This is a genomic window from Arsukibacterium sp. (assembly GCF_033721375.1).
In the GTDB taxonomy this organism is placed as follows: Bacteria; Pseudomonadota; Gammaproteobacteria; order Enterobacterales; family Alteromonadaceae; genus Alishewanella.
Map to the genome: position 1 here is coordinate 510436 of NZ_JAWWAP010000001.1, position 24594 is coordinate 535029.

A 24594-nucleotide genomic window follows, 5' to 3' on the forward strand; every position below is an offset into this window, starting at 1 on the left:
TTTTCTGGCAGCTTGGAAACCAGGGCCAGCATTAAAGTGGCAATAGGCCCCAAGATTAATGAAATTAAAAACCACGAGCCACTACGATTTTTGCCTTGGGCGAGTACCGCATTAATTAGCATTAACGTCCCCCAACCTACAAAATACAGACCGAAAGGGTCAGGTTCCTTGATACTGCATCAGAAGCAATTCAGCTATGCATCAATGACACTGCCCCTTTTGATTGCTCCCAGATAATCCATCACCCCTCATTTTAGAGAGCCCTACCTGCGCTTTCCCAGCCAATAAAACATCGCCGCAATAACAACAGCGGCAATAAAGTATGCGGGCAAGGTGGTTTTCAACATCAGTAAGCCGCTTACAACTCTCTGCTCTTCATGCAAGAACGGAGTGGCTTGTGGATTAAACGACAGGTTGTAAATGGCAAAATTTAAGATAAAGGTGACAACAACAAGTAGTGCATATATGGCGAGTTTTTTCATAGCAATTACCTGACCTCCCAAAACCAGATCTCTTTTGAGTCGCTAAAATAAAGGTTAACGGGTGACAAGAACTTGTTGTCTGCCTGGCTGCTGCCGGTAAGGCCATCGCCACAGGCTGTATTTTGGTAACCAATAACACCCGGGAATTTAAACGGGTACTGGATTTGCAGGTTGAAGATTGGTCGGTTTGACAACTTAATTTCTCTTGAGAACAACCCACTTATCCAAAATCAATGAACCTGACCCTTTTGATTGTGACCCTTTTGATTGAATAGTGCCAGCAACAGGTTAACCGATGAATGTCCGGTGCCCCTGCTGTCAGCAAGGATGCTGAAATCAGCAGTCACTCATTGAGCATGAGATAAGAGAGCCCCGATATGTGTTTGTTGCAGGCTAGCGCCTGGTAACCATGATGGCAGATGAAGCAGTCTATCTTGCTGATGGACAACAGACTGACCGCTAACGCGGCCAGAAGAACGGTTTTACCTATTGAATCCGAGAAGGCTCATATGTGTTAGCGCTGCTTTTAAGTCTTTTTTTCTAATTTATTGAGTGAGTTAGGGATTAAGGTTTCACTGAACCCAGATACAAAGCAAAGTACTAGTACAGGAAAAATGTTGGAGCTATTGTTTTGAAACGCTGAAAATAACAAGCCAGAAGAAACTAGAGTATACGCAGCGATTCCTGCAATTATCGAAATGATCAACCTTTCAGCCCCGTATACTGCAAACATCCAATATCCTAAAGCACGTTGAGTAAAAACCTCTTTTGCTTTTAAAGAAACTGAAAAAAAACCACCGAAACACGCAAAAGTAACGCTATACATAATATAGGCAAACTGAGTATTATTTTTAATAATGTCGGCATGTCTAAAAAAATATACACCTAGGGATATAAAAACAAAAATAACAGTAAGGATTACTGCGCCCAATAAATAAAATAAACGCCCGTAAATTTTATTTTTATATTCTTCAAGAGCATCTGCCTCAATACCTTCAAAAAGAGATTTAGACTCCGCTATATTACCCATAATTCCAGTAACTAACGCACTAGCTGCACGTTGTTTATAGGATGCATCCGAACCAGATTTATACATTACAGATTTGAGTTTGTCGAATTTGTCTTTGACTTTTTGAAAATTATTGATCGGCTCTCCGTTGGTTTCAATTTCGGTATCAATGATTACTTTAAGTGACTCTATGGCAGAAGCTTCTTTAACTTCATAAATCACATGCTCATCTCCTCGGGCATAAATTTTACTTATCGTATACCCCATAGCATCTTTTTCACCGATTAAATATTTGGCTAATCTAGCTCTTTGATCTTTCTTGTAAATTTCTTCCTTCGAAAGATTCAAGTTTTCTGGTTTAATTTGGGCAACATCTACCATTTTAATTTCCATACATATTGATATTAATTTAAAAGATAACAATGCACCGAACTTTTGCTTGTGCTGTTCTTACCCATAAAAAGTAGAAACTCGGTTATGCGCATTTGCGCTCAAACTCAGCCGGCTTAACCTTTCTTTGTAAATTCAATGTACAGAACATTACACCGGTTCTTTAAAACTTACAATAACTTATAGGTACAGCTAATATTTGATTAAGCTACAGTACCTGCTGACTCGGCTAACAAGCACCTGTGGCATCCAAATGTGAAGTGGATATAATTCAGTGTTAATAGTATGGCTAGAGGTTAGGAATGTCTGCTTCGTGCACGTCGTAGTCTATCAGACCAAACCAAACTCATATTTAGCAGGGTATCCTGCATAAAAAACCCCGGCACGTTGGCCGGGGTTTTTAGTTATTGCGCTAAAACGCTACACGCTAGTGATTCGCTTACCGATAAGCCTCAGGGCTTGGACAGGCGCACATTAAATTACGATCGCCATATACGTCGTCGATACGGGTAACGGTTGGCCAGAACTTGTTCTCGGCAACGTAGGCTACCGGGAAGGCGCCGTAGGTGCGCTCGTAGGCGCGATCCCAGGCCGGGTCGAGAATGTCAGCCATGGTGTGCGGCGCATAGGCCAGTGGGTTGTTGTCTACTGTCCACTCGCCTGCTTCTACCTTGGCAATCTCGTTACGGATACTGCTCATCGCTTCAATAAACTTATCCAGCTCGGCTTTGCTTTCTGATTCAGTTGGCTCAATCATCAGCGTGCCGGCTACCGGGAAGCTCATCGTCGGTGAGTGATAACCGTAATCCATTAAGCGCTTGGCAATATCCATTTCGGTAATACCGCTGGCCTCTTTTAATGGCCGGATATCGATAATACATTCATGGGCTACCCGGCCGTTGGTACCACGGTACAGTACCGGGAAGTGCGGGTTCAGTTTATTGGCCATATAGTTAGCATTTAAAATGGCAAACTCGGTGGCCTGTTTTAAACCTTCTGCGCCCATCATCGCAATGTACATCCAGCTGATAGGTAATATGCCGGCACTGCCGAACTGCGCAGCAGATACTGCGCCGTTGCTGTCACCGGTACCGTCAATTTTTACCACCGGGTGGTTTGGTAAAAACGGCGCTAAATGGCTTTTCACACCGATTGGGCCCATACCCGGGCCGCCGCCGCCATGCGGAATACAGAAGGTTTTATGCAGGTTTAAGTGCGATACGTCAGAGCCGATAAAGCCCGGTGAGGTTAAACCAACCTGGGCGTTCATATTGGCGCCGTCCATATACACCTGGCCACCGTAAGAGTGGACGATGTCGCACAGCTCCTGAATACTCTCTTCAAACACACCGTGGGTAGACGGATAGGTAACCATAATGGCCGCTAAGCGCTCGCCCACTTCTGCTGCCTTGGCTTTTAAATCAGCCATATCGATATTGCCCGACTTATCACAGTCGACCAACACCACATCATAACTGGCCATTGCCGCTGTTGCCGGGTTAGTACCGTGCGCCGATACCGGAATTAAACAGATATTACGATGCCCTTCACCACGGCTTTCATGGTATTTACGAATCGCCACCATACCAGCGTATTCGCCCTGGGCGCCTGAGTTAGGCTGCATTGAGATATTGTCATAACCGGTAATATTAACCAGCCAGTCGCCAAGCTCGGTTATCATTTCATAGTAACCGGTTGCCTGATCGCGTGGCACGAACGGGTGCAATGAACCAAACTCCGGCCAGGTGATTGGGATCATCTCGGCGGTGGCGTTTAATTTCATGGTGCAGGAGCCCAGTGAAATCATTGAATGATTCAGCGCTAAATCTTTGTTTTCCAGCTTTTTGATATAACGCAGCATCTCAGTTTCACTGTGATACTGGTTAAATACCGGATGGCTTAATACTGTGGTGGTACGCGCCAATTCAGCCGGAATAGACGCAGAGCCATTAGCAACGATATCAGCATCCAGCTTTTCAACATCCAGACTATGGCCTGTGCCTAATACAATATCAAACAGCTCAGCAAGATCGGCGGCCTGGGTCGCTTCATTAAAGCTGACAGCCAGGCTGTCGCTGACGTCAGTGCGCAGGTTAACGCCGGCAGCCAGTGCCCGTTTCACCACGGCAGCGCGATCGCTGACTTTAAAGGTAACGGTATCGAACCAGTGGCTGTTTACCAGTTCAACGCCTTTGGCTTTAATACCGGCGGCGAAGATATCAGCACTGCGGTGAATGCGCTCAGCGATGTCTTTTAAGCCCTGCGGGCCATGATAAACCGCATAGAACGAGGCGATATTGGCCAGTAATACCTGAGCGGTACAAATGTTTGAGTTGGCTTTTTCGCGGCGGATATGCTGCTCACGGGTTTGCATCGCCATCCGCAGTGCCTGATTACCACGACGGTCTTTCGACACACCGATGATCCGGCCCGGCATGGAGCGTTTGTAAGCATCGCGGGTGGCAAAAAAGGCCGCATGCGGGCCACCGTAGGCCATAGGTACACCGAAGCGCTGCATTGAACCCAGTACCACATCGGCACCCAACTCGCCCGGTGACTTTAACAGCATTAATGCCATCGGATCAGTCGCTACGGCCACAACTGCTTTTTTCGCCTGCAACGCGGAAATTAACGCGCTGTCGTTACGGATATCACCATTGGTGGTCGGGTATTGAATTAAGGCACCGAAAACATCATGGCTGGCAGCGTCTGCTGCTTTACCAATAACGATATCAAAACCAAACATTTCAGCGCGGGTTTTTACCACGTCGATAGTCTGCGGGTGCACATCGTCACTGATAAAGTACAGGTTCGCTTTGCTTTTACTCACCCGCTTGGCCAGCGCCATCGCTTCGGCAGCGGCGGTCGCTTCGTCCAGCAGAGACGCACTGGCCAGCTCTAAGCCGGTTAAATCCAGCGACATTTGCTGGAAATTTAGCAGCGCTTCTAAGCGGCCCTGGGCAATTTCCGGCTGATAAGGCGTGTACGCGGTGTACCAGCCCGGGTTTTCCAGCACATTACGCAGAATAACATTCGGCGTTAACGTCGGGTGATAACCCATACCAATGTATGACTTATACATTTTGTTTTTTGCTGCCACCGCTTTTAAATGGGTTAACGCGTCATTTTCAGTGCGGCTGTTACCGGTAGCCAGTGGCTTGGGTAAGCGAATACTGGCCGGTACCGTTTGAGCAATCAGCGTTTCCATGCTGTCAACGCCAAGCTCGGCCAGCATCGCGGCGGTTTCAGCCTCGTCCGGGCCAATGTGGCGTTGAATAAATTCGTCGTGGTTCGCAAGTTGCGACAGGGTTTTCACAGCGGTATGGGTCATGCTTTGAATGTCCTAATATTGTTACAGCGTGCAGCACAGCTGTTAGTAAGATAAAGCCCCGGTAAGTACGGGGCTTTATGCTATAGCGATCTGTTTATTAAGCTTCGTCGATGCTGCTTTTGTAACCGGCAGCGTCCAGTAAGGTATTCAGCTCAGTTTCGTCGCTGGCTTTAATCTTAAACATCCAGCCGTCGGTATACGGGCTGGCGTTGACCTGCTCGGGAGAATCGGCCAGCGCTTCATTTACTTCTACCACCTCACCTGACAGCGGTGCATAGATATCAGAGGCGGCTTTTACTGACTCTGCCACGGCGCAATCGTCGCCCTGGGTAACAGTGTCACCCACTTCCGGCAGCTCAACAAATACCATGTCACCCAGCAGCTCCTGGGCGTGCTCGGTAATACCTACGGTGAAAACACCATCACCGTCGTTACGAACCCATTCATGGCTGTTCGCATATTTTAATTCTGTAGGGATTGAGCTCATTGTAAATTCCTTAGCTGTCTTGATACGTATGTTTTAGTTGTCTACGTTAGTTATTATATCTGCTGTTGGCAGTACTGCTATCAGATGACTTTTTGACCCATCCGTACAAACGCCGGTTTAACCACTTTAACGCTGACCAGCTTGCCGCGAATATCCACTTCAGCCGTGTCGCCAGTGTTAGCCGGAACCCGCGCCATCGCAATACTGTAACCTAAAGTGGGTGAAAAGGTGCCTGAAGTAATAACGCCTTCGCCACCGTCAACCACTACCCGCTGACCGTGACGCAGTACACCTTTTTGCTCCATCACCAGCCCCACCAGTTTATCGGTACCGGCGGCTTTTTGCTGCTCTAACGCCGTGCGGCCAATAAAGTTGCGATCTTCCGGCGTCCAGGCAATGGTCCAGCCCATATTGGCGGCCAGCGGCGATACCGTTTCGTCCATATCCTGGCCGTATAAATTCATGCCGGCTTCCAGGCGCAGCGTATCACGTGCGCCCAACCCGGCCGGGGCGACGCCGGCGTCCAGCAGTTTTTGCCAGAAAGCAGCGGCCTGCTCTTCAGGCATCGCTATTTCATAGCCATCTTCACCGGTGTAACCGGTCGTGGCAATAAATAACTCGCCGGCCTGCTTGCCAAAAAAAGGTTTCATGCCCGCAACCGCCGCTTGCTGCTCAGCGCTTAATAAGGTGGCGACTTTGGCTTTAGCATTCGGGCCCTGCACCGCAATCATCGCAAATTCCGGCCGCTCGGTCACGGTGACATCAAAAGCTTTAGCTTCAGCGTTGATATGCGCCAGATCTTTTTCGCGGGTGGCCGAGTTAACCACTAACCGGAAAAAATCATCCTGGATAAAATAGACGATTAAGTCATCGATTACGCCGCCTGCTGTATTCAGCATGCCGGTATACAGTGCTTTACCCGGTACAGTCAGTTTAGCAACATCATTGGCCAGTAAATAGCGTAAAAACTCACGGGTATTGCTACCGGTTAAGTCAACAATGGTCATATGGGATACGTCAAACATACCGGCATCGCGACGAACGCCATGGTGCTCCTCAATTTGTGAGCCGTAGTTAATTGGCATTTCCCAGCCAAAAAAGTCGACCATTTTGGCACCAGCAGCAAGGTGGCTGGCATGTAACGCGGTTTTTTGAGCCATTATTTTTTCCTACTTATTGTGAGGGCCACAAGCGGTAAAACTAACAATAGCAATAAGCCTTATTTTTCAGGCTATTACGTAAAAATGCTAAGCTTGAGACTAAAAAATACCGGCCGATTATACCGCATAGCCCCGGCAGCAAACAGCCCAATTTGGATTACTTTTTGTAATGCGACAGTTGCTGTTACAAATAAAACTAAGGCAAAGCAGCGGATTAAGCCTCTGACAATGTATCGCCATCATTACCTTGTTTTTTTCCCAGCTCGGGTAAGTCACCTTTAAGCCCGAGGGCATGGGCCATCAGTTGCTGTTTCAGCCATGGCAGCTTATCGGCCGCCACTAAGCCGGCGCCGCGCAGCAATTTCAACAGTGCCGGTTTGGCAGTAAAGCCGCGTTTAAAGGCTTCCATGGCGACAATCATGCTTTGCGCTTCCGCTTTACGCCAGCGTTCGTAGTATCTGAGCATCGACGTCGCAGCAATGTCGTCGCCAGCAGTTTGCTGCTCGCTAATTAACTGGGCCAGCGCAGTAACGTCCATCAGGCCTAAATTCATACCCTGACCAGCCAGCGGATGAATGCTGTGCGCGGCATCTGCCACCAGCACCACCCTGCCCCGTTGCCAGCTGCTGGCGTAACGCATGGTTAAGCCAAACGCCTGACGCTCGCTGACAAGCTCTACCGGCCCCAACACGGCCTGGCTGGCCGCGCATAATACCTGATTAAACGCATTGTCATCCAGCGCCATTAATCTGTTAGCTTCGCTCGTTTCAGCACTCCAGACAATAGAGCACAGATCAGGCTCTGGCAGCGGCAGCAGTGCCAGCGGACCGCTGGTTAAAAACACCTGGCGGGCCGTAAGCTGATGAGCTTCAGTGCAGCGGATTTTGGCCACAATCGCCGTATGCTGATAGTCCCAGTGAGTTAACGGCAGCTGCATATGCTGCCGCACAAACGAGTTAACGCCATCGGCGCCCACCAGTAACTGACTTAAAATCAGCTCGCTGTTATCCAGTTGCAGCATCACTTCCCGCTCACCCTGCTTTAACTGGCTTATCGCCACGTCAAAGTAGCAGTGCACGTTACTGTACTGCTGCAACTGGCTATACAGCAGCTGGCGGATTTGTTCGTTATCGCAAATATAACCCAGCGCCTCAAGCTGCTGCTCAGCGGCTGAAAAACCGATGCGGCCAAAACTGTCGGCTTCCCACACCTGCATATCGGTATAGGCTGCCGCGCCCGCCAGCAGTTGCGGCCAGATCCCTAATTGCTGAAACAGATTACGCGAGGCCATATTCAGCGCACTAACCCGCTGGTAATCCGGTTTCGCCCCGGTTTGTGCTGGCGCAGCTGTTAATGAGGGTGCCGGGCCTTTTTCGACCAGCACCACCCGCAGCTGCAAACGGGCCAGTAATAAGGCCAGCGTCAGGCCGGCGCTACCGCCGCCAACAATGGTGACATCAGTATTTTGCATAGGATTGCCCCCGGCCCATCGCCTGCATGGCAAGTGGCCGCTTTAATGGATCGCATAGCAGCATTGCTGCCAGGCCGGCATTGCGGGCCAGTGCCACCAGCCGTGAATTATTGGAAAAGCCGCGCACCAACGCATCGGTAAACCAGATAACCCGTTTAATATCCTGCTCGCGCAGTTGCTGATAAGTGCGCAGCATCTGATAGCTGCCGGGTTCGCTTGTGTCATCAAGTGCCAGCAGCATGGCCTGGATATCACGGATAGCCAGATTAAACCCCTGACCGGCAATAGGATGTAAATTATGCAGGCTGTTACCCAGCAGGGCGGTACGATGGCGCACTATTTCATCCGGCCGGCGCAGCAGCAGCGGATACTGGGCCCGGGCGCCGGCGCCGGTAAACAGCCCTGCCCGGTAACCAAACGCCTGCTGTACAGCGGCCGTAAATTGCGGCTCATCAAGGGCCAGCAAGCCTTCGGCCGCATCACGTGCCACCGTCCAGACCAGCGAATAGCGCTGCCCGGTCAGCGGCAACAGCGCAATAGGCCCATGCTCAGTAAAGCGCTCAAAAGCGGTATTATTATGAGGCTGTGCCAGCGCCAGATTGGCAATAACGGCGCTTTGCTGATAATCATCACTGCTGACCTTAAAGCCGGCCAACTGCCGGCTCTGCGATAAGCCGCCCTCGGCAATAATCAATAAACTGCTACTTAACACAGTGCCACTATTAAGCTGCACCGTCTGAGACTCAATTGCCGGGGTAATGGCGGTAATAAAATCGGGCTGAAAATAGCTAAGGTTAGCCTGCTCAGCCAGCTTAGCGCTAAGTAAATTGCCCAGATACTCAACTTCTAATACCTGCCCCAGCGCGGCTTGCTGGTATTCGGCGGCTGTTAACCGGGTTTTACCAAAATGGCCGCGATCTGACACCCAGATTTGCTGTAACGGGCAGGCATTAGCAGCGAGACTTTGCCACAGGCCCCAGCGCTTTAATAAGCTGACACTACCAGCTGCCAGCGCGATACTGCGACTGTCAAAACTGGCCGGCTGCGGCCGTTGTGCCTGCTCAGCACTTTGCTTGTCGCCGCCTTGTCTTTCGCTGGCTTGTCTTTCAATCAGGGCTAAGCGCAGCTCTGGCCGGGCGCGCAGCAGACACCAGGCCAGCAGGCTGCCGGCCATGCCACCACCGGCAATAACAATATCAAAATGCTGCGGCTTAGTTACCGGCATCAGCTGCTGCCATCAGTTGCTCGATTGCCTCTATTTCTTTTGGCACGCCGGTGGTCAGGTTGTCGTGGCCTTCGGCCGTTACCAGCAGATTATCTTCAATCCGGATCGCTAAGTCCCACCAGCACCGATCTGTCGGGCTGCCGGCCGGGATATACAAACCGGGCTCGATAGTTAATACCATACCAGGCACAAACGGCTGCTCTGCCATGTCGCCAGCCGCGCCCGCTATTTTATAAGCGCCGACATCGTGCACATCTAAGCCCAGCCAGTGACCAATGCCATGAATAAAATACTGTTTGCAGGCTTTATCGCTGATCAGCTGCTCCAGCTCGCCCTGTAAAATGCCCAGCCCCAATAGCCCTTCCGTCAGTACCTGCTCAGCGGCTGCAGTGACTTTTGCAAAATTGCTGCCCGGAGCTACCGCATTACAGGCGGCATACTGGGCATCCAGCACCAGCTGATACAGCTCAGCCTGAGCTTTACTGAATTTGCCCGATACCGGAAAGGTCCGGCTGATATCAGCGGCATAGCCTGCTAATTCACAGCCGGCATCAATCAGCACTAAATCACCGGCCTTCAGTTCGCTGCTGTTAGCGGTGTAATGCAAAATACAGCCATTGTCACCACTGCCGACAATGCTGTTATAGGCCGGATGGCGGGCGCCGTTCATAGCAAAATGGTGCAAAATCTCTGCTTCCAGCTGATATTCAAACCGTCCCGGCCGGCACAGCTGCATAGCCCGGCTATGGGCTTCGGCGCTGATTTGGCCGGCCCGGCGCATTATCGCTATTTCATTTTGGTCTTTTACCAAGCGCTTTTCGGCGGTAACAGGGGCTAAATCAATAAGCTGGCTTGGTGCTTTATCGCCACGTTTTTCCCGTTGCTTTAAGTGCTGCATCTGCTCAGTAACCTGCTGCAGCAGCGCACTGCTTTCAGTTAAATGCAGATAGACCGCCGTGCTGCCATTAATGGCTTGTTGCAACAACTGGCTTTTCTCACTTAGCGCCACGGCCTGCAACTGCAGTTGCTCAGCTGCGACAGCCGGCCCCAGCCTGCGGCCATGCCAGACTTCCTGCGCCGGGTCTTTTTCCCGGCATAACAGCTGAACAGCGGGCAGATCAGCGCGGTTAGTAATAATCAGTAATGCATCGGGCTCGTTAAAGCCGCTGTAATACCAAAAGTCGCTATGCTGTCGAAACGGATATTCAGTATCCCGGCTGCGGCTTTGCTCGCTGGCAGCACTTAACAGAGCAACTGAACCGGGCTTAAGCGCAGCGATTAATTGCTGGCGACGCTGAACGAATACAGAGTTTTCCATCACAATCCTTCAAAGCTGATAGTCAGCGGGCAAGCCGACATTAGTGCAGCGTTTTGCCATGAGGTGGCTGCGGGCTGTATTTCAGGCCGACTTCATTAAAACAACACAACACCATGATCCGTACATGTTCCAGCACCAGATAATAGGCTTCTTCGTTTTCATCTTTGCTGCCATCGGTTACGGTATGAATATCGACCCGGGTCACTTCAGTCAGCTGGTCCAGTGCTTCGCGCACATCTTCTGACACCAGCGATAAATCCGTTTGCTGCACGGCAAACCCCACTAAAAAAGCCTGTGACCATTCAACCAGCGCTTCTAAGCGCTCAAATAAGGCATCATCATCGCTGGGCAGTAACACACTAAAAGAAAAATCCTGCTGATTAAGGCTCTTTGCAGTGGCATCAATAAGTAACTGCACCTGCTTCTCTAATGCCAGTGGCAATGCCTGGCCATCGTTCAGAAAATCGTACAGCACCGGCAGTAACGAGCGGGCATCTGCTTTTACCCCGGCACTTAACATACCGGCAATTAAACCATGCAGCTCAGCAGCCGATGCCATGACATGAGCCTGCTCCAGCTCAGTGCTCCAGCGGTCGTAACTTTGAATAAGAGGATGCGTCATAGGATAGTCTTCACAAATTTACACGGCAATATCCTACCACTGCCGCAAGCCAACTGCCAGTATGCCGCGGCCCGTTCTGGCATTGCCGGATATCTGGGCAAACAGTTGGCAATTATCAGTCGCCCCCTTATAAGCTGACAACTCAGCTGCTATACTTAAGGCGTTCTCTGGGTTGTTTGTAATGTTATTGACGTCCCTGAGCCGATAATTGTTTTATCCAGGAATTCTTCTGCGTTACTTTTGTGCAGGCCCGGCTTGTACCGGGAAGCCTACGGTAACCATGAGACTTCCGCCTTGAACCGTGGGTTCAAGGGCTTAAATAACAAACGGCAACCTGGAGAACCCTTCTTTTATTCTTCAGTAATTCAGCGTCAGGGCAGCAAAGGTATTCTGATGTCACTACTGCAGCACACCGATTTAGCCTCAGTGCCCCCCTCCCGGCAGGCTATTCGCCAGCATGTTCGAAAGTTACGCCAGCAGTTAGCTACCACCATACAATCCCAGGCCGCCAGCCAGCTGGCAGAGCAGGTTTTAAACCAGCCCGGTATTATGGCAAAACAACATTTTGCCGTTTATCTGGCCAACGACGCTGAACTGGCCACCGGACCATTAATTCAGGCATTATGGCAGGCCGGTAAAGATGTTTATTTGCCGGTGTTGCACCCTTTTTGCCCGGGCTATTTACTGTTTGTTCATTACCAGCAAACCACCGAATTGCAACCAAACCGCTTTGGTATTCCCGAGCCACAGCTTAACTGCGCCAACGTAATGCCGGTAGCCGCGCTGGATATCGTCTTCACCCCGCTGGTGGCGTTTGACGCCAAAGGCAACCGGCTGGGCATGGGCGGCGGTTTTTATGACCGGACCTTGTCGCAACTGCCCGCCAACAGCCCTTGTCAGGTGATTGGCCTGGCCCATAACTGCCAGCAGGTAGACCAGATACCGACTGAAAGCTGGGATGTGCCGCTGCAACAACTGATAACGCCGGCTAAGTATTTTGATTTTCGCTGATAACTTGTTATCTACCATAAGAAAGCAGGCCAGAAACCCGATCTGGTCATCACAGAGTGTCTGAGCCCTGCGAGTTGCTGTGATGAGCCAGGGCGGGTATTGTGGCCAGCGTTCAGTACAATGAACCATCGGTTAAACTGTTTTCCATTTTTTTGGCTTTTGCCCTTTAGTCTGTGGTCGCTTTCGATATAATATCCATCTGTACGGCTAAACGCCAAAAACACCCTGTTCAAACAAGAGAACTGCCATGACCCAAGATGAAATGAAACGTGATGCTGCCTGGGCAGCCCTGGAATTTATCAGTAAAGACAGCATTGTCGGGGTGGGCACAGGTTCAACCGTCAATCATTTTATCGATGCCCTGGCCACTATCAAAGATGACATTCGCGGTGCCGTATCCAGCTCGGAGCAATCGACTGCCAGATTAAAACAGCTGGGAATAACGGTATTTGACTTAAATGACATCAGCGAGCTGAGTATTTATATTGATGGTGCTGATGAAATTAACAGCCAGAAGCAGATGATCAAAGGCGGCGGCGCAGCCCTTACCCGCGAAAAAATTGTCGCGGCGGTCGCTGACACCTTTGTTTGCATTGTTGATAGCACTAAACAAGTTGAGCTGTTAGGTCGCTTTCCCCTGCCCATTGAAGTGATCCCGATGGCCAGCAGCTATGTCAGTCGCGAGCTGGAAAAGCTGGGGGCAAAGCCGGTATTGCGCGAGGGTGTGATAACCGACAATGGTAACCAGATTATCGATGCCCATGGCCTGCAGATTATTGATCCGCTGGCACTGGAGCAGCAGCTGAATAATATCGTCGGCGTAGTGACCAACGGCTTGTTTGCCCGCAGACCGGCTGACATAGTGCTGGTTGGCAGCGACAGCGGCACCCGCGTCCTTAAATAAGAAGTCTTCGATAAGAACATGAAATAAGCCACCGTGGCAGCCACTGCAGTTAATTAGCAGATCATTTTATAAATTAAAGCAACGAGAAAATCATGGAAAAATATTCGCTGGCCAAAGACAAAATAAAAATACTGCTGCTGGAGGGCTTGCACCAGAGTGCAGTGAAGACCTTTACTGACCAGGGCTATACCAATATTGAATACCTGAAAACCTCGTTACCTGAGGATCAGCTAATCGAGCGGATCAGCGAAGCGCATTTTGTCGGTATCCGCTCCCGTACCCAGTTAACCGAGCGGGTGCTGGAGGCGGCCAACAAACTGATGGCAATTGGCTGCTTTTGTATTGGTACCAATCAGGTCGATTTAGACGCGGCGTTGAAACGGGCTATTCCGGTATTTAATGCGCCGTTTTCTAATACCCGTTCGGTAGCAGAATTAGTGCTTGGCCAGATCATTATGCTGCTGCGGGGTATTCCACAGCGTAATGCTGCTGCCCATCGCGGCGAATGGTTAAAAACCGCCGATAACTCTTACGAAGCGCGCGGCAAAACACTGGGTATTATTGGTTATGGTCACATTGGTACGCAGCTAAGTATTATGGCCGAACATATCGGCATGCGGGTACAGTTTTACGATATTGAAAGCAAACTGGTGCTGGGCAATGCCAATCAGGTGGATTTAACGACCCTGCTTGCTAGCTCAGATGTGATCAGTCTGCATGTCCCGGAAACACCGCAAACTAAAAATATGATCGCGACAGCGGAGCTGGCGCAAATGAAACAGGGGGCCATTTTAATTAATGCCTCGCGCGGCACTGTGGTTGATATCGACGCCCTAACCGCCAGTTTGCAAAGCAAAAAGCTGGCTGGCGCTGCCATCGATGTGTTCCCGGTTGAACCCAAGGGTAATGATGAAGAATTTATCTCGCCACTGCGTGCCTTTGACAATGTATTGCTGACCCCGCATATTGGTGGTTCTACCCAGGAAGCACAGGAAAACATAGGTTATGAAGTGGCCGGTAAAATGGTCAAATACAGCGACAATGGCTCCACCCTGTCGGCGGTTAATTTCCCGGAAGTATCGCTGCCTGAGCATAAAGGCCGCTCACGGCTGCTGCATATCCATAAAAACCAGCCAGGTATGATGACCAAGATTAACGAGACTTTTGCCAAGCATAATATCAATATTTCCGGCCAGTACTTACAAACGGTGCAGGACATTGGTTATGTGGTTATTGATGTAGATTCTGAGGATCATGAACTGGCATTAAACGAGTTAAAAGCCATTCCGGGTACGTTACGGGCGCGGGTGCTGCACTAACGGATAAACCGGGCTGCCTGCGCTCTGGCAGCCCGCTTATTGAAAAATTAAAACGTATAAACCACTGATGCGGCAGTTTCGGTATCCATGGTTTTTAGATTGCCTTCTGGCCGCGAGTTATGCCGGGCAGTAAAGCTGAAACGCATCGATAATTTATCAAACAACTGTGAGGTAATACTGCTGCGACTGACAAAGGTCGAGTTAGCGCCATCCAGCGACACCGAGCCTTCAAAGGTTTGCCGGAAATTACTGCCTTTGTATATTTTCTGCTCCATATTAAAGGCCAGAAACCAGATTAAACCGGTATTGACTCTGCCACTATTGCTGCGCTGGTGGGCAAAACCCGGGCCGGTTTCCAGATCAATGTAGTTGGTTTGCATTTCATATACCCGGTTGGCATAACCAACTGCCAGCGAGCTCTGCACCCGGAAGGCCCCAAACATATCGTACTGATAGGCGCCGCGGCCAAACAGCGACTGCCGACCCACTAAAAACTTGTAATTACTCTGGCCGGTAATACCGTACCGCTTCGCCGTAGTAACACTGTCTTTGTGCTGAGTATCAGGATCGGGCACTTTACTGCGCTGAACACGGCCATAAAGCTCATAGCGGTTACGAAAATATTCTAGTTCATGCACCAGCTGACTGGCGATTCTGACCGAGTGGGCTTCGGTATTGCCGGTATTAACCAGCAAACCCAGTTCAATGTCACCACCTATGGTGCCCAGAAACTCCAGCGGTAACTGAAAAGTCGGGGAATCACCGGTAGCAACACCGTCTCCGTCAGAGTTAGTGTCAGAATTAGAGTCAGCATCGGCCCACACTGGCAAAATGGTCGCAAATATGACAACTAACAGCAATATTACAGTTGGCCGGTTTAACACTGTGTTAGTTTGCCTCTGCCCGTTTACTGATAAAATCCAGTGCCATATCAATTCTGGCTAAGGTGCGCTCACGGCCGACCAACAACAGGGTTTGATCTAATGCCGGTGAATTACCGCCACCGGTAACCGCAACCCGCATAGGCATTCCCACTTTACCCATCCCCAGGCCCAACTGCTCAGCGGCAGCATTAATAGCATTATGGATAGGTTCTAACTGCCAGTCGGTTAGCTCAGCCAGCTTTTGTCTGACCAATGCCAGTGGCTCAGCGGCAACCGGCCGCAAGTGTTTTTTGGCCGCATTTTCTTCAAACTCACTAAAGTCTTCATAAAAATAACGACTGACTTCCACCAGCTCTTTTAAGGTTTTCACCCGCTCTGCCTGCACACTGATTACAGCAGCAATTGCTGGCCCGTTACTGGTATCCAGTTGCTGTGCTGTCAGATGCCACTGCAGTTCTGCAGCTACCCGCGCTGGCGGCAGGGTTTTAATATAGTGCTGATTTAACCACAACAGTTTTTCAGTATTAAAGGCTGAGGGCGCCCGGTTGCAATCGGTCAGATCAAATAGCTCAATTAACTCGTCTTTACTGAAGATTTCCTGATCGCCATGCGACCAGCCCAACCGCACCAGATAGTTAATTAATGCTTCGGGCAGAAAACCATTGTCCCGGTATTGCATAACGCCAACCGCACCGTGGCGCTTTGACAGACGTTTGCCGTCATCACCGAGAATCATCGGCACATGGGCATACTTAGGAATATCGGCGCCCAGTGCTGCCAGTATGTTCATCTGCCGTGGTGTGTTATTGACATGATCATCGCCACGGATAACGTGGGTAATGCCCATTTTCCAGTCATCCACCACGACGGTCAGATTATAAGTCGGTGTGCCATCACTGCGGGCGATGATAAGATCGTCCAGCTCACTGTTAGCTATTTCAATCCGGCCTTTGATCATGTCGTCAATCACTACCACGCCCTGCTGCGGGTTTTTAAAGCGGATAACGAAAGGCTTGTCAGCCGGGTGGTCAGTGCGATCGCGCCACATACCATTATATTTCGGTTTTTCGCCAGCAGCAGTCTGGGCTTCGCGCATCGCGTCAACTTCTTCTACCGTGCAGAAACATTTATAGGCTTTGCCTTCTGCCAGTAACTGCGCGACCACTTCTTTGTATAAATCAAACCGCTGGGTCTGGTAATACGGGCCTTCATCATGCTCCAGGCCGAGCCAGCGCATACCCTGTAAAATAGCGTCAACCGATGCCTGATTTGAGCGCTCTAAATCAGTGTCTTCAATTCGCAGAATAAAGGTACCGCCGCGCTTTTTAGCGTAAAGCCAGCTGTATAACGCAGTACGGGCACCGCCAACATGCAGATAGCCGGTAGGGCTTGGCGCAAAACGGGTAACTAACGACATAATTAATCCAAAAATAGGCGAAAACGCAGATGACGCTATTGTAACAATGCTGACGAAATGATGCACCACCTGCGAGCAGCCATTCATCGGCCATTTCACCCCAAAAACCGCTGATGTTTACTTTTACAGCAATCAAACCGTTTTTTAAAAAATAAAGTTGACAGTAAATTCATGCTCCCTATAATGAGCGCCATCAAACAGCGTGGATTGTTAGCTCAGCTGGGAGAGCACCGCCCTTACAAGGCGGGGGTCACTGGTTCGAACCCAGTACAATCCACCAATTTGATGCCACACTTTTTCTCCCGTGGATTGTTAGCTCAGCTGGGAGAGCACCGCCCTTACAAGGCGGGGGTCACTGGTTCGAACCCAGTACAATCCACCACTTCCTTTGTTAAAACCCATAAAAAAGCACCGCCCTCTCTTTACCAAGACACGGTTGCCCCTAGCCCGAACCCAGTACAATCCACCACTTCCTTATCTGATACCATAAAAAAGCACCGCCCTCTCTTTACCAAGACACAGTTGCCCCTAGCCCGAAACATTGCATGTCGCCCCAGTACAATCCACCAATTTTCTACGTTTTCTTTTGATCTGGTTGTTGTTTCTTTTGCTGCTGTGCCAGCACAATGCGCCGCAGAATATCTTTCCAGGACACTATACCAACTAACCGCTTCTGGGCATCGACAACCAGCAAACAGCTGATATTGCGGTCAACCAGAATACTGGCCGCCTGCAGAATGCCGGTCTCCTGTGACACACTGAACACCGGGGACGACATAATCTGGCCAACCTTTCGCTTTTGCATATAAAGCTCAGTAGTGCTGTCAGACGCGGTATCCATCAGCGAACTTACCGCTTTAAAATAATCTTTTACCGAGACAATACCGATTGGTTGCTGCATGCTGTTTACTACCGGGACATGCTGAAATTTTGTTTCAGCAAACAGGGTACGCAAACTCGCCATGCTGGCATCCTCGGTGGTTACCCGCACTTTTTTGCTCATAATTGCCGTTAGCGACATAATTTGTACCTGATTTTTTATTTAACTATGACACTTTAACCCAGCAGATTGAAAGTACCCTACAAAAAAACGTCCCGGAGCGGGACGTTTTATCTTCACAATCTAGCTTTCAAAAGTTGGTTTGCACCCACTATGCCAGATGTTTTACCAGTGCTGCAGCTACGGCATGGGCACTGGCCGGGTTCTGGCCGGTAATCACCCGGTTATCTTTAATAACCAGTTCATGCCAGGGTTGCCCTTTACGATACTGTTTTGCATTTCGGGTTAACGACTCTTCCAGTAAAAACGGGATCTTGTCGATGGTACCGTAGTCAACTTCTTCTTCGCGGGTAAAACCGGTGACGACCACATCTTCAAGCAGTTTTCTGCCATCGCTCAGGGTAATCGGCAATAAGCCCGCCGGACCATGACAAACCGCCGCCAATATGCCCCCTTGTTCATAATGGCGGGCACTTAACACTGCGACGCTTTCATCACTGGCCAGATCGGATAACAAGCCAAAGCCTCCCGGATAAAAAATCGCATCGTAATCATCAATATTAACTTTCGCGGCCACCAGGGTATTATTGATCCGGTTCTGAAACTCGTCATTAGCCAGAATAGCAGTATTCACCTCATCATCTGCAATGTCGGTTCCGTATAACGGCGCTGTTCCGCCTTTGATAGAAGCCAGATCATAATAAACATCAGCTTTTAAAAACACATCCAGCGCATGAGTAAGTTCAGGAGAGAAAGTGCCGTTGGCTTCATCGGTATCACCCAGGGTGCCGTGGTTGGTTAAAAATATCAGTACTTTTTTCATCAATCCTCCATTAAACCGCAGTTATCGCCCATATTGGCTACTAACTTTGCCGGCTGTCTCCAAGACTAAGTAGTAGCCATACCAGATACGATTGGATCACCGGCAACTAGTTCAGGTTATCTGGTGTATTTTAACCCATAAGCTTATCCCATTGTTATGCTGTGGCCACAGCCAAAACTTGCTATAGTAAACAAAGTGTTTTACCCCCGGCTGGAACCCTTTACTGCATGAACACAGCACCGCGCCGCGATGAACGTATTCTGGTGATAGACGATCAAAGTCTGGCTCAGGGCTTTTTCCGTTTTGCCCTGGAGCAGCTGGGTTATCAAAATATTTTTGTGGCCGAGCGGGCGAATGTGGCGTTGACCCTGTGCCGGGATAATCAGTTTGATTTAATAATCTGTGCCCATAACCAGCAGCAGGGTAAAGACGGCTTTCAGTTATATGAAGAGATTAAAGCCAAAGGTCTGCAACAACTTAGCTGCGCCATTATTTTTATCAGTGCCGAAACTGACCCGTCGCTGGTACACAGTGTTATTGAGCTGCAGCCCGACGAGTTTCTGGCAAAACCCTTTGTTATTAAAGATTTACAGCTGCGAATAGAGCGGGTATTACGCCGTAAACAGCAGTTACGTGAGGTGTACCAGGCGCTGGATGCCAAGGACGACAGCAAAGCGCTGGCCGCGATTGATAAACAACTGGCTGATGCCAACCAGCACAAGTTATTCCCGCTGCTGTTACGCCTGAAAGGCGATGTGTTATTAAGTCAGCGTGCTTACAGCGTTGCGGAGAAGTTTTTCATCGCGATGTTAAATATTCAGCCGTTCAGCTGGGCCAGAATGGGCCTGGTGCGTTGCCATTTAGCTCAGGGCAAAGAGCAGCAGGCTTTTACGGAGTTGGAAGCATTGCTGCAGCGCTCAGAAAGCCGCTTGTTTGCGCTGGACTTACTGGCAGAGCTGGAGTTTAAACAGCAACATTATCAGCAGGCTCAGCAACATGTGCTGGAAGCCGCTGAGCTGGCACCACGCAATATGTTCCGTCAGCAGAAATTACTGCAACTGTCGCGGCTTAATCATGATTATGAAAACCAGTACCGGGCAGCGCGCGATATGGTGAAGTACGCCCGTTACTCGATGTACGAACAGCCCGACTTATATTTAACCCTGGCCCGCGCCAGTATTGATTACGCTTTAAGCGTGGATGATGAAGAGCAAAGCAGCCGTTTAAACCGCCAGGCTGCGGTGTCACTCAGTACCATGCAGCGTCAGTATGCCAGCAGCTCAGGGGGTCTGGAAAGTCAGCAACAGGTGTTGCAAGCCAGGTTGTTATATCTGCAGGATCATAAAGACAAAGCCCAGGCAATGCTAAGCTCGCTGGATCCGATCCAGAAAATTGAGTCGGTGGAAGGAGCGCTCGACCGGGCCAAAGCCCTGCACGAAGTGGGTTTAAGTCAGGCGTCCGCCGATTTATTTGCCCAAATAAGTCAGCACTGTCAGCAGCAACTGGCCGATCCGTTATTTAAAGCCTATTTGCAACAAGAACAGCAGGAACGCCTGGCAATGCGGCTTGGCCCGCGTGAATTGAACAACAATGCGGTTACCTTATACAAACACGGCAACTGGCAGGAAGCATTTGATGCCTTTAAACTGGCCTGGAAAGTAATGCCAAAAAATGCCGGCATCGCCCTGAATTTATGGCAAACCCTGCTAACCAGCCCGCGGCCACTGTGTGCGCCATCCAGCAAACAGCAATTACTGGATCAATGCCAGCAGTTAATTGAAACCAGCAACTTAAAGCCTGAACAGCAACAGCGTTATCAGCAACTTAAACAAAAGCACCTGAACCAGCCTGCTTAATCTGTCTTAGAATCAGTACTGCTTACCGGCCCTGGCCATTCTTTGAAAATAGCCGGCAGGGTTTTACTACCTGCCAGCCAGATCATCGCCAGCAGTAACAATCCGGGGGCTATCAGGCGCCAGGGGGCGTCCAGAATAACATCAGCATCCAGGCCGCTGATACTGTGAGCAAAATCTGCCAGCGTTACCAGCCACAGCAGCCAAAGGCCCGGCCGCCACAAATAAAACCAGAACTTGTGGCCTTTTGGCCGGCGCTGACTCAGTGCTGCCACCAGCAGCAACAGCGGTAATGCGATCAGACAGGCCACTAAAAAATCATGCTGGCGTGGGTAAAACTGACTAAGTAAACTGTGCTGCGAGCGCATCATACTGAGCTCAGCCACCCAGCAGATATAAGGTCGCAGCAACAGCAGCAGCAACGCATAAAAGCGCATTGGAATTTGCAATAAGCCATTGTTATCCAGTAACGGCCAGTACTGTGGGGCGCTCATAGTAACGGTGCCATCGGCAGCTTAAACCTGACGCTTGCGCTGGGCCAGCATACCCAGAGCAATAAAAATTGCCAGACAAACCCAGGGCAGCTCAATATTGGTCAGCCGCACCAGCAAACCGGCGACTACCGGGGTCAGAAAAATAGTAATAGCGCCATAGCCAAAAGCACACACCAGAATAAAAATAGTAGTGCGCCAGATAAAATGCAGGCTGTTAATCTGGCGGCGGATAAACCGGTTGATATCATCACCAAACACCACCAGACAGGTCGCGACCATTGCCAGCGCAATATCCCGGATATAAGGGCGGAACAATAACCCCCAGTCTGTTAATAACTGATACAACAGCTCGCGCATCAGGCCACTCCGTTACTACTGAATAAATCTAACATTTGCTGCTCAGTCCACACCGGCACATTAAGCTCGTTGGCTTTGGTCAGTTTTGAGCCGGCATTATCACCGGCTATCACCGCATGGGTTTTCGCCGACACTGAACCGGATACCTTGGCCCCCAGCTGTTGCAGCCGGGCTTTGGCATCATCCCGCCCCATGCTGCTAAGCGTGCCGGTTAATACCACCGTCTGGCCAGCCAGTGGCTGCGCTGAGGCCTGCTGCACGCTAATATCCGGCCAGTGAATACCCACCTGTTGCAGCGTCGCAATAACCTGCTGATTATGCGGCTCGGCAAAAAAGCTTTGCAGATGCTCTGCCACCACGTTGCCAACATCATTGACCGCCAGCAGTTGCTCCAGACTGGCATCAGCGATCGCTGGCAAGCTGCCAAAATGCTGCGCCAGATTAAGCGCCGTTGCTTCGCCGACCTCGCGAATACCTAATGCATAAATAAACCGCGGCAGCGTGGTCTGACACGATGCTTTTATCGCATTTAGCAGCTTTAACGCCGACTTTTCGGCCATTCGTTCCAGGCCAATTAATGCTGGCATATCCAGTTTGTAAATATCAGCCGGGGTGCGGATAAGTTGCTGATCAACCAACTGCTCTACCAGCTTGTCACCCAGGCCATCAATATCGATGGCTTTACGGCTGACAAAATGTTTAATCGACTCTTTCAGCTGTGCCGGGCAAAATAAGCCGCCACTGCAGCGGGCCACCGCTTCGCCGCTAACCCGCTCTATTGCTGAACCGCAAACCGGGCAACTGACAGGAAATAAAATATCCCGCGCGTCCACAGGTCGCCGCTCAGGTAATATTGCAACAACTTGCGGAATGACATCGCCTGCCCGGCGCACGGTGACGGTATCGCCTATTTTGATACCCAGCCGGGTAATTTCATCCTGATTATGTAAGGTGGCGTTACTGACAGTGACTCCGCCGACCTCGACTGGCGCTAACCGTGCCACCGGGGTGATGGCGCCGGTACGGCCCACCTGAAACTCAACATCCAGCAGCGTGGTCAGCTGCTCCTGGGCCGGAAATTTAAAAGCAATGGCCCAGCGCGGTGCCCGGGCCACAAAACCCAGTGCCTGTTGCTGGGCCAGCCGGTTAACCTTGATAACGACACCATCAATTTCATAATCCAGACGATCCCGTCTGGTAAAAAGAGCATGGCAGTAGTCAATTACCGCAGCAATGCCGGTTACTTTTTGCAGCAGCGGGCTTACTGCCAAGCCCATCTGTTGCAACTGCTGCAGGCGGGTATAGTGACTGGCTTGATCCAGCTGGCCGGAGGCATCATCGTAATCCCCTACCGCATAGGCACTGAAAAAAAGCGGCCGCTCTGCTGCTATCTTCGGGTCAAGTTGCCGCAAGCTGCCAGAGGCCGCATTACGCGGATTAGCGAACAGTTTTTCACCATTTTGCGCCATTCGTGCATTCATCTGGCTAAAATCCTGCAGCGGAATATAAGCCTCGCCTCTTACCTCCAGAAATGCCGGATGCGTGTCACCAAATAACTTCAGCGGCACCGATTTAATCGTTTTCGCATTCTGGGTAACATCCTCACCGGTAAAGCCATCGCCGCGGGTCACAGCTCTTATCAGCAGGCCATGCTGATAATGTAAGCTCAGCGCCACGCCATCAAGTTTAGGTTCACAACAGAATTCAATTTCTGCACTGGCATCCAGGCTATCGGCTATTCGTTTATTAAACTGGGTCAGTTCGTCTTCTGTTTTGGCTTTTTCCAGTGATAGCATTGGCAGGGTATGCTGAAACTGGACAAATTTATCCAGCGGGGTTTGCCCTACTCTGCGGGTAGGCGAATGCTCATCGGCTAATTCAGGATGTTTTGCCTCCAGCGCTACCAGCTCATCAAATAGCTGGTCGTATTCCGCATCGGGCACCAGGGTGGTGTTCAGGTTATAGTAGGCGTGCGAGTATTTATGCAGTAACGCCCTTAACGCAACAATTCTGGCTTTATCTGCTTGGTCTGCTTGGCTCATTAGTTTTTAATACCGAATGAAAAACGGCAGGGGTTGCCCTGCCGTATAGGATAAACACTGTACTTATCCGTGAATAAGTTGCTGGCGCTGAAACTCACGAATTTTGTCGACATAATGCCGCACGGTTTGCACCGTTAATACGCTACGCTGACCATCCAGTACCTGGCCGCCGAATTCTTCGGCCAGCTTTTTGGCGGCATTATGCATTAAATTAAAATTCTGCAGCGGCTCGCCCGGGCCAGGTAAGGTCATAAACAAACTTAAACCACGGGTGCTGATTTTATCTATCTGCTCTAAATCAAAGGTGCCGGGGTTAAACATATTGGCCAGGCTGAATAACACCTCACCGCCGCCGGCGCTATCCAGGTGCCGGTGGAAAATATCCATATCGCCGTATTTAAAGCCAAGTGGCAATAACGCTGATAATAAATCCGGGCCTTTAATATCACGCCCTTCCGGCAACAGCACATACAAAATAAGCACTTCAGAGGGCTGATGCGCTGATTTTTGCTCAGGCTCAGCAGCGCCTGCTGTGGCCTGCTCATCGAAATCGTGTTGTGGTCCGGTACGGTATGCGCTGTCACGTTGCGGGCTGCGCGGGGTTTCATCATCAGCCAGCGCACTGAAATTAATACTCGGTTCGGTTTTTGCCTCTGGCTCGCCAAAGTCCAGCTCCGGCTGCTGCCGCACCTGACTGGCCCCGGGCGCTGCCTGTGACGCTGCTCTGACTTCAGGTTCGGTTCGAGCGGACGTGCCGGCAGCAGCTGTCCGGGATTTCACAACCCGTACCGGGCCCACGCCTAAATCGTCAAAGCCTTCTGTCTGCTCCGGCGCCGCCGCTGGTGTGTTATCGGGATGATAGCGATGTCCGGCCTGGCGGTTATTTTTCCGTACTGTCCAAAGCCCATGAATAAACAGGCCGCCCAGTACCAGCGCCCCTAAAATAATTAATACTAATCTCAACTCACTAGCCATAGTTGTACCTTATTATGTTA

21 protein-coding genes, 2 tRNA genes and 1 other RNA gene are annotated in these 24594 nt (G+C 50.3%); 7 read left to right on the forward strand and 17 right to left on the reverse strand.

The window, feature by feature from the left end; translation table 11 throughout:
• Positions 1-263 precede the first annotated feature (263 nt).
• The 9 genes from R3187_RS02385 to R3187_RS02425 all read right to left on the reverse strand — a co-directional run bounded on the left by R3187_RS02385 (position 264) and on the right by R3187_RS02425 (position 11495).
• Positions 264-482 carry a hypothetical protein gene (locus R3187_RS02385; RefSeq protein WP_318965097.1) on the reverse strand — a complete coding sequence of 73 codons (219 nt, stop codon included), beginning with the start codon at positions 480-482 and terminating at the stop codon, positions 264-266.
• A 526-nt stretch (positions 483-1008) separates the two neighbouring features.
• Entirely contained in the window at positions 1009-1872 is an 864-nt protein-coding gene (locus R3187_RS02390; protein WP_318965098.1) for a hypothetical protein, read from the reverse strand.
• 448 nt (positions 1873-2320) lie between these two features.
• Positions 2321-5212, reverse strand: a complete 2892-nt coding sequence (gene gcvP, locus R3187_RS02395; RefSeq protein WP_318965099.1) for an aminomethyl-transferring glycine dehydrogenase — start codon at positions 5210-5212, stop codon at positions 2321-2323.
• A gap of 97 nt (positions 5213-5309) precedes the next feature.
• The gene (gene gcvH, locus R3187_RS02400) at positions 5310-5699 is read right to left on the reverse strand and encodes a glycine cleavage system protein GcvH (protein WP_318965100.1); all 390 of its coding nucleotides are present in this window, start codon (positions 5697-5699) and stop codon (positions 5310-5312) included.
• Between the two features lie 80 nt (positions 5700-5779).
• Positions 5780-6859: a glycine cleavage system aminomethyltransferase GcvT gene (gene gcvT / locus R3187_RS02405; protein WP_318965101.1), complete on the reverse strand. Its 1080-nt coding sequence runs from the start codon at positions 6857-6859 to the stop codon at positions 5780-5782.
• Between the two features lie 214 nt (positions 6860-7073).
• The gene (locus R3187_RS02410; protein ID WP_318965102.1) at positions 7074-8330 is read right to left on the reverse strand and encodes an FAD-dependent oxidoreductase; all 1257 of its coding nucleotides are present in this window, start codon (positions 8328-8330) and stop codon (positions 7074-7076) included.
• Positions 8317-9555 (reverse strand): 2-octaprenyl-6-methoxyphenyl hydroxylase, encoded by a 1239-nt coding sequence (gene ubiH / locus R3187_RS02415; protein WP_318965103.1) that lies wholly within the window; start codon positions 9553-9555, stop codon positions 8317-8319. The genes R3187_RS02410 and ubiH overlap by 14 nt, the downstream gene beginning before the upstream one ends.
• On the reverse strand, positions 9542-10873 hold the full coding sequence (gene pepP / locus R3187_RS02420; protein WP_318965104.1) for a Xaa-Pro aminopeptidase: 1332 nt from the start codon (positions 10871-10873) through the stop codon (positions 9542-9544). The genes ubiH and pepP overlap by 14 nt, the downstream gene beginning before the upstream one ends.
• A gap of 40 nt (positions 10874-10913) precedes the next feature.
• Positions 10914-11495, reverse strand: coding sequence for a UPF0149 family protein (locus R3187_RS02425; RefSeq protein WP_318965105.1), 582 nt, complete (start codon positions 11493-11495; stop codon positions 10914-10916).
• A gap of 161 nt (positions 11496-11656) precedes the next feature.
• Between R3187_RS02425 and ssrS the strand changes: the two genes are divergently transcribed.
• The 4 genes from ssrS (at position 11657) to serA (ending at position 14729) form a co-directional block, all read left to right on the forward strand.
• Positions 11657-11840: non-coding RNA, 6S RNA (gene ssrS, locus R3187_RS02430), on the forward strand.
• Positions 11841-11888: 48 nt separating this feature from the next.
• The gene (locus tag R3187_RS02435; RefSeq protein WP_318965106.1) at positions 11889-12506 is read left to right on the forward strand and encodes a 5-formyltetrahydrofolate cyclo-ligase; all 618 of its coding nucleotides are present in this window, start codon (positions 11889-11891) and stop codon (positions 12504-12506) included.
• A gap of 247 nt (positions 12507-12753) precedes the next feature.
• Positions 12754-13410, forward strand: coding sequence for a ribose-5-phosphate isomerase RpiA (gene rpiA / locus R3187_RS02440; protein WP_318965107.1), 657 nt, complete (start codon positions 12754-12756; stop codon positions 13408-13410).
• Positions 13411-13502: 92 nt separating this feature from the next.
• Positions 13503-14729 carry a phosphoglycerate dehydrogenase gene (serA, locus tag R3187_RS02445; protein ID WP_318965108.1) on the forward strand — a complete coding sequence of 409 codons (1227 nt, stop codon included), beginning with the start codon at positions 13503-13505 and terminating at the stop codon, positions 14727-14729.
• 47 nt (positions 14730-14776) lie between these two features.
• Here the strand turns inward: serA and R3187_RS02450 are convergent, their stop codons facing one another.
• A complete protein-coding gene (locus R3187_RS02450; RefSeq protein WP_318965109.1) occupies positions 14777-15589 on the reverse strand; it encodes a YdiY family protein in 813 nt (270 codons plus the stop codon).
• A 28-nt stretch (positions 15590-15617) separates the two neighbouring features.
• Positions 15618-17030, reverse strand: a complete 1413-nt coding sequence (gene gltX / locus R3187_RS02455) for a glutamate--tRNA ligase (protein WP_318965110.1) — start codon at positions 17028-17030, stop codon at positions 15618-15620.
• Between the two features lie 204 nt (positions 17031-17234).
• On the opposite strand from gltX, the gene R3187_RS02460 reads away from it, so the two are divergent.
• Positions 17235-17310: transfer RNA gene (locus R3187_RS02460), tRNA-Val, on the forward strand.
• 26 nt (positions 17311-17336) lie between these two features.
• Positions 17337-17412 (forward strand) — tRNA-Val (locus R3187_RS02465).
• A gap of 192 nt (positions 17413-17604) precedes the next feature.
• Here R3187_RS02465 and R3187_RS02470 read toward each other — a convergent pair.
• Together R3187_RS02470 and R3187_RS02475 are read right to left on the reverse strand one after the other, a co-directional pair.
• On the reverse strand, positions 17605-18051 hold the full coding sequence (locus R3187_RS02470; protein WP_318965111.1) for a CBS domain-containing protein: 447 nt from the start codon (positions 18049-18051) through the stop codon (positions 17605-17607).
• A gap of 130 nt (positions 18052-18181) precedes the next feature.
• Entirely contained in the window at positions 18182-18853 is a 672-nt protein-coding gene (locus R3187_RS02475; RefSeq protein ID WP_318965112.1) for a type 1 glutamine amidotransferase domain-containing protein, read from the reverse strand.
• 227 nt (positions 18854-19080) lie between these two features.
• On the opposite strand from R3187_RS02475, the gene R3187_RS02480 reads away from it, so the two are divergent.
• Complete coding sequence (locus R3187_RS02480; protein WP_318965113.1) at positions 19081-20709, forward strand: response regulator; 1629 nt, start codon at positions 19081-19083, stop codon at positions 20707-20709.
• Here the strand turns inward: R3187_RS02480 and R3187_RS02485 are convergent.
• From R3187_RS02485 to zipA, 4 genes are all read right to left on the reverse strand, one after another.
• Positions 20706-21200, reverse strand: coding sequence for a DUF2919 family protein (locus tag R3187_RS02485; RefSeq protein ID WP_318965114.1), 495 nt, complete (start codon positions 21198-21200; stop codon positions 20706-20708). The genes R3187_RS02480 and R3187_RS02485 overlap by 4 nt on opposite strands.
• Before the next feature lie 21 nt (positions 21201-21221).
• Positions 21222-21557 (reverse strand): DUF3392 domain-containing protein, encoded by a 336-nt coding sequence (locus R3187_RS02490; protein ID WP_318965115.1) that lies wholly within the window; start codon positions 21555-21557, stop codon positions 21222-21224.
• The gene (gene ligA / locus R3187_RS02495) at positions 21557-23599 is read right to left on the reverse strand and encodes an NAD-dependent DNA ligase LigA (RefSeq protein ID WP_318965116.1); all 2043 of its coding nucleotides are present in this window, start codon (positions 23597-23599) and stop codon (positions 21557-21559) included. The genes R3187_RS02490 and ligA overlap by 1 nt, the downstream gene beginning before the upstream one ends.
• 63 nt (positions 23600-23662) lie before the next feature.
• Positions 23663-24574 (reverse strand): cell division protein ZipA, encoded by a 912-nt coding sequence (gene zipA / locus R3187_RS02500; protein ID WP_318965117.1) that lies wholly within the window; start codon positions 24572-24574, stop codon positions 23663-23665.
• Positions 24575-24594 lie beyond the last annotated feature (20 nt).